The 6,856-nt window shown below is 68.2% G+C and carries 7 protein-coding genes; 1 reads left to right on the top strand and 6 read right to left on the bottom strand.

Going from position 1 to position 6,856, the window contains the following annotated elements:
* The first annotated feature begins 45 nt into the window (after window positions 1–45).
* Window positions 46–1,113, top strand: coding sequence for a sensor histidine kinase (locus V7082_RS07795; protein WP_334147383.1), 1,068 nt, complete (start codon window positions 46–48; stop codon window positions 1,111–1,113).
* Window positions 1,114–1,122: 9 nt separating this feature from the next.
* Here V7082_RS07795 and V7082_RS07800 read toward each other — a convergent pair whose 3' ends face one another.
* The 6 genes from V7082_RS07800 to V7082_RS07825 form a co-directional block, all read right to left on the bottom strand.
* Window positions 1,123–1,644, bottom strand: a complete 522-nt coding sequence (locus V7082_RS07800) for a SixA phosphatase family protein (protein ID WP_334147385.1) — start codon at window positions 1,642–1,644, stop codon at window positions 1,123–1,125.
* A gap of 188 nt (window positions 1,645–1,832) precedes the next feature.
* Window positions 1,833–2,381, bottom strand: coding sequence for a formaldehyde-activating enzyme (fae, locus tag V7082_RS07805; protein ID WP_334147387.1), 549 nt, complete (start codon window positions 2,379–2,381; stop codon window positions 1,833–1,835).
* A 94-nt stretch (window positions 2,382–2,475) separates the two neighbouring features.
* Window positions 2,476–3,054, bottom strand: a complete 579-nt coding sequence (locus V7082_RS07810) for a sarcosine oxidase subunit gamma (RefSeq protein ID WP_334147389.1) — start codon at window positions 3,052–3,054, stop codon at window positions 2,476–2,478.
* Window positions 3,047–6,031 carry a sarcosine oxidase subunit alpha family protein gene (locus tag V7082_RS07815; RefSeq protein WP_334147391.1) on the bottom strand — a complete coding sequence of 995 codons (2,985 nt, stop codon included), beginning with the start codon at window positions 6,029–6,031 and terminating at the stop codon, window positions 3,047–3,049. Before V7082_RS07815 ends, V7082_RS07810 begins: the two co-directional genes overlap by 8 nt.
* On the bottom strand, window positions 6,031–6,327 hold the full coding sequence (locus tag V7082_RS07820; protein ID WP_334147393.1) for a sarcosine oxidase subunit delta: 297 nt from the start codon (window positions 6,325–6,327) through the stop codon (window positions 6,031–6,033). The genes V7082_RS07815 and V7082_RS07820 overlap by 1 nt, the downstream gene beginning before the upstream one ends.
* Before the next feature lie 28 nt (window positions 6,328–6,355).
* Window positions 6,356–6,856, bottom strand: a 501-nt coding sequence (locus V7082_RS07825; RefSeq protein WP_334147395.1) for an FAD-dependent oxidoreductase, incomplete at its 5' end; no start/stop codon positions are given.

The raw sequence follows: 6,856 nt of genomic DNA on the forward strand, positions 1-6,856 counted from the left end.
ACAGGTCGGGGCGCGGTCGTCCGAACGGACGCGCAAGGTTCTTTCATGTCGGTCCTGGAAGATCCGATTGATATTCTTATCGTCGATGCGGTTGGAGAGCGGCACGCCTCGTACCGGGACATGCTCGCGGGAACGGCGCGGCGCGTGGTCGCTCGGGCGCCGGGTGCGGATGCGCGCCAGCTCTATCGCGACGGCGGGTTCGCGGCTGCGCTCGTCCGCCTCGACGGCGCACCGGGCGGAGCGCGTGCCGATCTTGCAGCGATGCTCGCGTTGTGCGACGCCGCGTTCGGGCCGCCCGTCATCGTCATCGCGGACGAGATCCCCGTCGGCGCTCCCTCGACACCCCTCGAGTATCTGCCGGCGCCGTTCGTTTCCGAGCTCCTCGCAAACCGGATCTCCTGTCTCGTGGCGCGCGGACGGCTCAAGAGCGAACTCGCGCGCCGCGATGTGCTGGTCTCCGATCTCGTGGAGAAGGTGGAGCGCGCGACCGCTGCCGCGGCCGAGGAGCGACGTACGTCGGAGACGCTGCGCGAGCGCCTCAGCGAGCAGATCCACCGCAGCAAGAACCTGCTCGCGATCATGCAATCGATCGCGCAGCGCACGATGAGCGAGGGGCGCGAGATCTCGGAGGCGCGCGATGTGCTGTTGGGGCGGTTGAGGACGCTGGGGCGCGCCCATCACCTGGTGAGCGAGGCCGGAGGCAAGGGGATCGCGCTCGCCGACGTCGTGGAGGCGGAGCTTGCCGATGTGCACCACCGGGTGGCGACGAGCGGGCCCAAGGTACGGCTTTCCGCCTCCGTCGTGCAGACATTCGCGCTCGCCATTCACGAGCTTGCCGTCAACGCCCAGAAGCACGGGGCCCTTGGCCCGGATGCCGAGGGCTCCGTCGCGGTGGGCTGGACATTCTTCGAATGCGGCGCCGACCGGTATCTGGAGGTGGCCTGGACCGAGCGCGGCATTGCAGCGCCGGAAGCCCCGCCTCGCTACGGTTTCGGATTGACTCTCGTGGCGTCGTTCGCAGGCGGCTCCGGTCTGGCGCCGAATGTCACGTTCGATGCGGACGGGCTCCGCTGCCGGATGCGGCTCTCCGAGGACGTGATCGTCGCGGGCTGAGCCCGTCCGTCACGTGGCGAGCCGGCGCGGCGTCGTGAAATGGTCGAGGTGGCCGCTCGCGTTCTTGAGATCCTTCCAGCTCGCGACATCGAACGACAGGACGGCGAGCGCGCCGGTCGGAAACTCGCGGGCGAGCATGGCCAGCGCCTTGCGATCGCCTCCGCCGACCAGTTCCAAGGCCAATGCGTGGAGGCCGGGATTGTGGCCGACGACGAGGACGTGGGCGTCGCTGTCGTCGATGCGCCCGAGCTCGGTTCTTATGGCGTCGGGTGAAGCCAGGTAGAGGGCTTCGTCATAGACGATGCGCAGCGGCGGCGGGCCCAGCTCGGCAAGGAGCAGCGCCAGCGTGGCGCGCGTGCGCATGGCGTCCGAGCAGAGCGCCAGGCTCGGTTTCAGTTTTTCCTGCCGGATGAATTTCGCGAGCGCGGGGATGGCCTTGGCGCCGCGCTTGGAGAGGGGGCGCTCGTGATCGTCGAGCTCCGGATTGGCCCAGCTCGACTTGGCGTGGCGGAGAAGCGAGAGTGTCAGCATGAGATCAAGATGACGGAGTGCGGCCGTCCGTCAAGAGATCTCTTCGGTGCGGGAGCGCGGCAAGCGCCTGGAGCTGCCCGCCGTCTCTCTCGATCGTCATCTGCGAGCGGCAGTAGCGGCCGAGGCCGGCAGATCGCCGCGCCAGTCCGCGGAGACCCTGCCTGCTGCCCGCTGCCCGCTGCCCCTTTTCAGATCTCGCCCTTGAGACCCTTCTCGAAGTACTTGTGAATGATCCGCTCCTGGTTCTCGAGCAGCCAGTCGATCGACGGCTCGTTCGACATCGCCTTGTGGATGGCGCGGGTGGTCGCCTCACGGTGAATGTCGAACAGGATCTTGTGGTCGAGCTTCTCGATCGTGGCGACCGACGGGTTCAGCCAGACGGAGACGATGATGCCGAGCTCGTCGGCCTTGTCTCTCGGAATGTCGCCGTTGCGGACGGCGTCGAGCACGCCCATGGCGGTCGCGTACTGGACGGTGCCCATCAGGATGTTCGTGTAGCGCTCGTCGGTCACCGTCACCTTGCTCACGCACAACGTGGGCGGGCGGACCATGACGTCTGTGTTCAGGAGCGCCAGCACACGGCTATGGCCGACGACCTGATTGCCGAGCAGATTGGCGAAGGCGGTCCCGAACGGGCCGTCCATCTCGCCGATCGCGACCTCGGGCTCGGCTGCCGTGCCGGGGGGACCGCCCGCGACCAGCGCCTCACCAACGCGAATGCCAATGCGTCCGCTCATTCCGGCTCTCCTGGGATTGTTCGAAGCTCTTGATGAGACCGATGCGCGACGCTCCGGACCGAAAGGGTCCGAAGCGAACATGGTCCACGGATTATTAAGCCGACGCGTATTCGGCGGCGCTCTCGAACAGCCAATGCGCGAAGCTGTCGGCATAGCTGCGGAACATGGCCGCCTCGTAGGTCGGCGTCTCGTCGAGCTGCCACAGGATGATGCCGATGTGGCTCGCGTGCGTGATGGCGACGCTGCCCGGCTTGAACGCGCGCGGGTGCAGATCGATCGGCACGCCCTTCGCCAGCACGTTGCGCGCCAAGGGCCCGGAGAGGCGCACCACGACGCGTCCGTCCGACTGATCGACGACGGAGGCGATGCCTGCGAGCTTGCCCTTGAGCTCGACCTCGAGATCGCGGCCCGCGCCGCGCTCGGCGATCGCAAGCCACTGGCCCGGGCCTGCCCATACGAAGGCGATGTCGTTGCCTTCGACGCGGCCGGTGCCGGTCGGCAGGTCCGCGCCGTAGCCCGCGCGGATCGCGTCACGGAGCGCGTCCTCCTTGCCTCGCGCCGCCGCGAAGCTTGCCATGGTCAGCGTCTCGCGCAGGGAGACGGTGAGCTTCGGCGTCGCCAGCGGGTGCCAGTCGAGAAACGCGGAGGTCGGTTTCAATCCCTGATCAGCCACGAACGCGTCCTCCTTCGGGGTCCACGAATACCGGCGAGACGACCTCGACCAGCGTGTCGGTGCCGCGCACCGGGTCATGCGCGCGGACAATCTCTCCGATGCGCTCCGGCCCGCGCTTCAGGAAGCCGAGGCCGATCCAGTGTCCGTTCGACGGCGAGTAGGCGACGGAGGTCATGTAGCCCTCGTCGTTCTTCGCATTCGCCATGGCGTCGCGGGCGAGGAAGTGTGCGCCCGAGCGCAGGCGGACGGACCGATCCACCGGCCGGAAGCCGATCAGAGACGGCCGGTCGGGGTCGACGAGGCCCGGACGCTTGCCGAGCGTGTTGCCGATGAAGTCCTTTTTCTTGGCGACCATGCCGCCGAGGCCGACGTCCTGGGGCGTCGTGGTGCCGTTGAGCTCGGGGCCGGAAATGTGGCCCTTCTCGATGCGCATGACGCCGAGTGCCTCGGTGCCGTAGGCGCAGACGCCGAACTCCTCGCCGGCTTCCATGAGGCGGCGGATCAGCGCGTCGCCGTAGCGGGCCGGCACGCCGATCTCGTAGGCACGCTCGCCGGAGAACGACAGGCGGTAAAGGCGCGCCTTGATGCCGCCACAGACGGTGATCTCACCGACGCCCAGGTAGGGGAAGCCTGCGTCCGAGATATCGAACGCCGGATCGACCACCTTCTGGAGGAGCGCGCGACACTTCGGTCCGGCGACCGCGTATTGCGCCCACTGCTCGGTGGCGGAGACGATCTGCACGTCGAGCTCGGGCCACAGCCACTGCGCGCAGTATTCCATGTGCTGCACGACCTTGACGGCATTGGCGGTGGTCGTGGTGATGAAGTAGTGCGTATCCCCAAAACGGGCGACGGTGCCGTCGTCCATCAGGATGCCGTCCTCGCGTAGCATGCCGCCGTAGCGGGCCTTGCCGACGGCAAGCGTCTTGAGGCCGTTCATGTAGACCTTGTCGAGGAAGGCCCCGGCGTCCGCACCCTGTACGTCGACCTTGCCGAGCGTCGAGACATCGCAGATGCCGACCGAGTTGCGCACGGTCGTGACCTCGCGCGTGACGGTCTCGAGCCAGTCGCGCTCGCCGGGCCGCGGGAAATAGCTCGGCCGCAGCCACAGGCCGGTCTCGACGAAGACGCAGCCGTTCTCCTTGGCCCATTTGTAGGAAGGCGGGAGGCGCGTCGGCTTGAAGCTCTTGCCGCGATGATGGCCGGCGAGCGCGCCGAGCGTGACGGGCGTATAGGGCGGGCGCGCGACGGTGATGCCGGTTTCGGGAATGCTGCGGCCCGTGATGTCGGCCATGATGGCGAGCGCGTTGACGTTGGCGGTGCGGCCCTGGTCGGTCGCCATGCCGAGCGTCGTGTAGCGTTTCAGATGCTCGACGGCGCGGAAGCCCTCGCGCTCGGCGAGCGCGATGTCCTTCTCGGTTACGTCGTTCTGCTGATCGACGAACGCCTTGCCCTTCGGCCACGTGATGCGCCACAGCGGGGTGATGGCCTCGCTTTCGGCGGCGGCTTGCGGCGCAGCGATGGGAACGGCCTGGAACCCGCTTTCGGACGCGGCCTTGGAGCCGGCCGCGACGCCGCCGGCCAGGGCCTTGTCGAGCGAGAAGTCGCCCGCGACCATTCCCACCGGCGACAGACCGGGTGGCAACGCGCCCGGGAGGAAGCAGTGCAGGCGATCGTTCCAGACCGGCCTGCCGCCGAGGTGGGTTGTGAGCTGGATGTTCGGGTTCCAGCCGCCGGATACGGCGATCAGATCACACGAGATGTCGAGCTGCTCGCCGTCGTTGACCTGAACGCGCGCGCCCGTGACGCGCTTCCTGCCGTGCGCATCGGTGATGACGGCGTTCGTGATCAGGCGCACGCCGTTCGCGGTGGCAATGCGGGAGACGTGCTCGGAGGCCGTGGGGCGGCTGTCGACCACGGTGACCGTCTCGGCGCCGGCGCGCACGAGATCGGCGGCCGTCGTCACGCCGTAGTCGTTGTTGGTGAAGACGACGACGCGCTTGCCAGGGAGGACGCCGAAGCGGTTGACGTAGGTCCGCACGGCGCCGGCCAGCATCACGCCGGGACGGTCGTTGCCGCCGAACACGATGGGGCGCTCGGTGCCACCCGTTGCGAGCACGACATGCTTCGCGATCAGACGCCACAGGCGCTGGCGGGGAACGCCGGGGGCGGCGCTCGCGAGGTGATCAGTCACGCGCTCCACGGCGCCGTAGGTGCCGCCGTCGTAGCAGCCGAAGACCGTCGTGCGCCGGAGGATGCGAACCTCGGGGTTTTGCGCGAGCTCGGCCTCGACGGCCTTGACCCATTCGCGGGCCGGTGTGCCGGAGATCTCCGCGGCATCGTCGACGGCGCGACCGCCGAGCGTGGCGCTCTCCTCGACGAGGATGACGCGGGCGTTCGTGCGGGCAGCCGCCTGGGCGGCCGCAAGGCCCGCGGGGCCGGCGCCGATGATCAGCACGTCGGCGAAGGCCGTCGCCTTCTCATAGATGTCGGGATCACTCTCGTCCGCGGCGCGACCGAGGCCGGCGGCGCGGCGGATCATCGGCTCGTACAGCTTCTCCCAGAGGAAGGCCGGCCACATGAAGGTCTTGTAGTAGAAGCCGGCGACGAAAACCGGCGACAGCAGCGAGTTGACCGACATCAGGTCGAAGCCGAGCGACGGCCAGCGGTTCTGGCTCGTGGCTGTGAGCCCGTCGTAGAGCTCCGCCATGGTCGCCTTGGTATTCGGCTCGCGGCGCGCGCCGGTGCGCAGCTCGACCAGCGCGTTCGGCTCCTCGGAGCCGGCGGAGATGATGCCGCGCGGGCGGTGATACTTGAACGAGCGACCCGCCAGGATAACGCCGTTCGCCAGCAGCGCCGAGGCGAGCGTGTCGCCCGGATGGCCGGCATAGGTTTTGCCGTCGAACGTGAAGTGCACGAGGCAGCTGCGGTCGATGAGACCGCCTGCGGCGGTGCGATTGGGCTGATGCGTCGCCATCACGCGGTGTCCTTCGTAGAGGTCTTGTCGGCAAGAGCGACGTCGCGCGCCAGCTTGACATCGGAGATCGCGTGGGTCGCGACGTTGCGCGTCACGACCAGCCAGGCGTGGCAGCCGGCGGAGTGATACCAGAGCTCGCGGTGGAGACCGGGCGGGTTCGTGCGCTCGAAGGTGTAGGCCACGAACTCTTCCATGGCGGTGGGGCTCGCGAAATCCGGCCGTTTGACGGTGGCGTCGCCCGAGTAAAGGAACTCGTCGAGGCTCCGTTCGCCGCAGTGGGGGCATGCGATGCGCATCGCGCGGTCTTTCCTGTTCTCTTGAGCGTCAGTGCAGATTGGGTTGCGGGCCCATGCCCTTCTCGTCGATGGCGTGGCCGGTCGCGAAGCGGTCGAGCCGGTAGCCGGTGGCCACCGGATGGGGCGCATCGCGCGCGATCAGGTGAGCGAAGCAGTAGCCGGAGGCCGGTGTCGCCTTGAAGCCGCCGTAGCACCAGCCGGCGTTGATATAGAGCCCCTCGACGGGCGCCCGGTCGATGATCGGGCTGCCGTCCATCGACATATCCATGATGCCGCCCCAATGGCGCAGGAGGCGCACGCGTCCGATGCGCGGCATGAGGGCCATGCCGCCCTCCACGACGTCCTCGACCACCGGAAGGTTGCCGCGCTGGGCGTAGCTGTTGTAGCCGTCGAGGTCGCCGCCGAAGACGAGGCCGCCCTTGTCGGACTGGCTGATGTAGAAGTGGCCGGCACCGAAGGTCACGACGCCGTCGATGAACGGCTTGATGGCCTCGGTGACGAACGCCTGCAGCACGTGGCTCTCGATGGG

Source organism: Hyphomicrobium sp. (genome assembly GCF_036833075.1).
Lineage (GTDB): Bacteria > Pseudomonadota > Alphaproteobacteria > Rhizobiales > Hyphomicrobiaceae > Hyphomicrobium_C.

What these genes read in the sequence shown, in the direction of transcription:
- V7082_RS07795 (WP_334147383.1), top strand. Translation starts at nt 46, where the DNA reads ATGTCGGTCCTGGAAGATCCGATTGATATTCTTATCGTCGATGCGGTT.
- V7082_RS07800 (WP_334147385.1), bottom strand. Translation starts at nt 1,644, where the DNA reads ATGCTGACACTCTCGCTTCTCCGCCACGCCAAGTCGAGCTGGGCCAAT.
- fae (WP_334147387.1), bottom strand. Translation starts at nt 2,381, where the DNA reads ATGAGCGGACGCATTGGCATTCGCGTTGGTGAGGCGCTGGTCGCGGGC.
- V7082_RS07815 (WP_334147391.1), bottom strand. Translation starts at nt 6,031, where the DNA reads ATGGCGACGCATCAGCCCAATCGCACCGCCGCAGGCGGTCTCATCGAC.
- V7082_RS07820 (WP_334147393.1), bottom strand. Translation starts at nt 6,327, where the DNA reads ATGCGCATCGCATGCCCCCACTGCGGCGAACGGAGCCTCGACGAGTTC.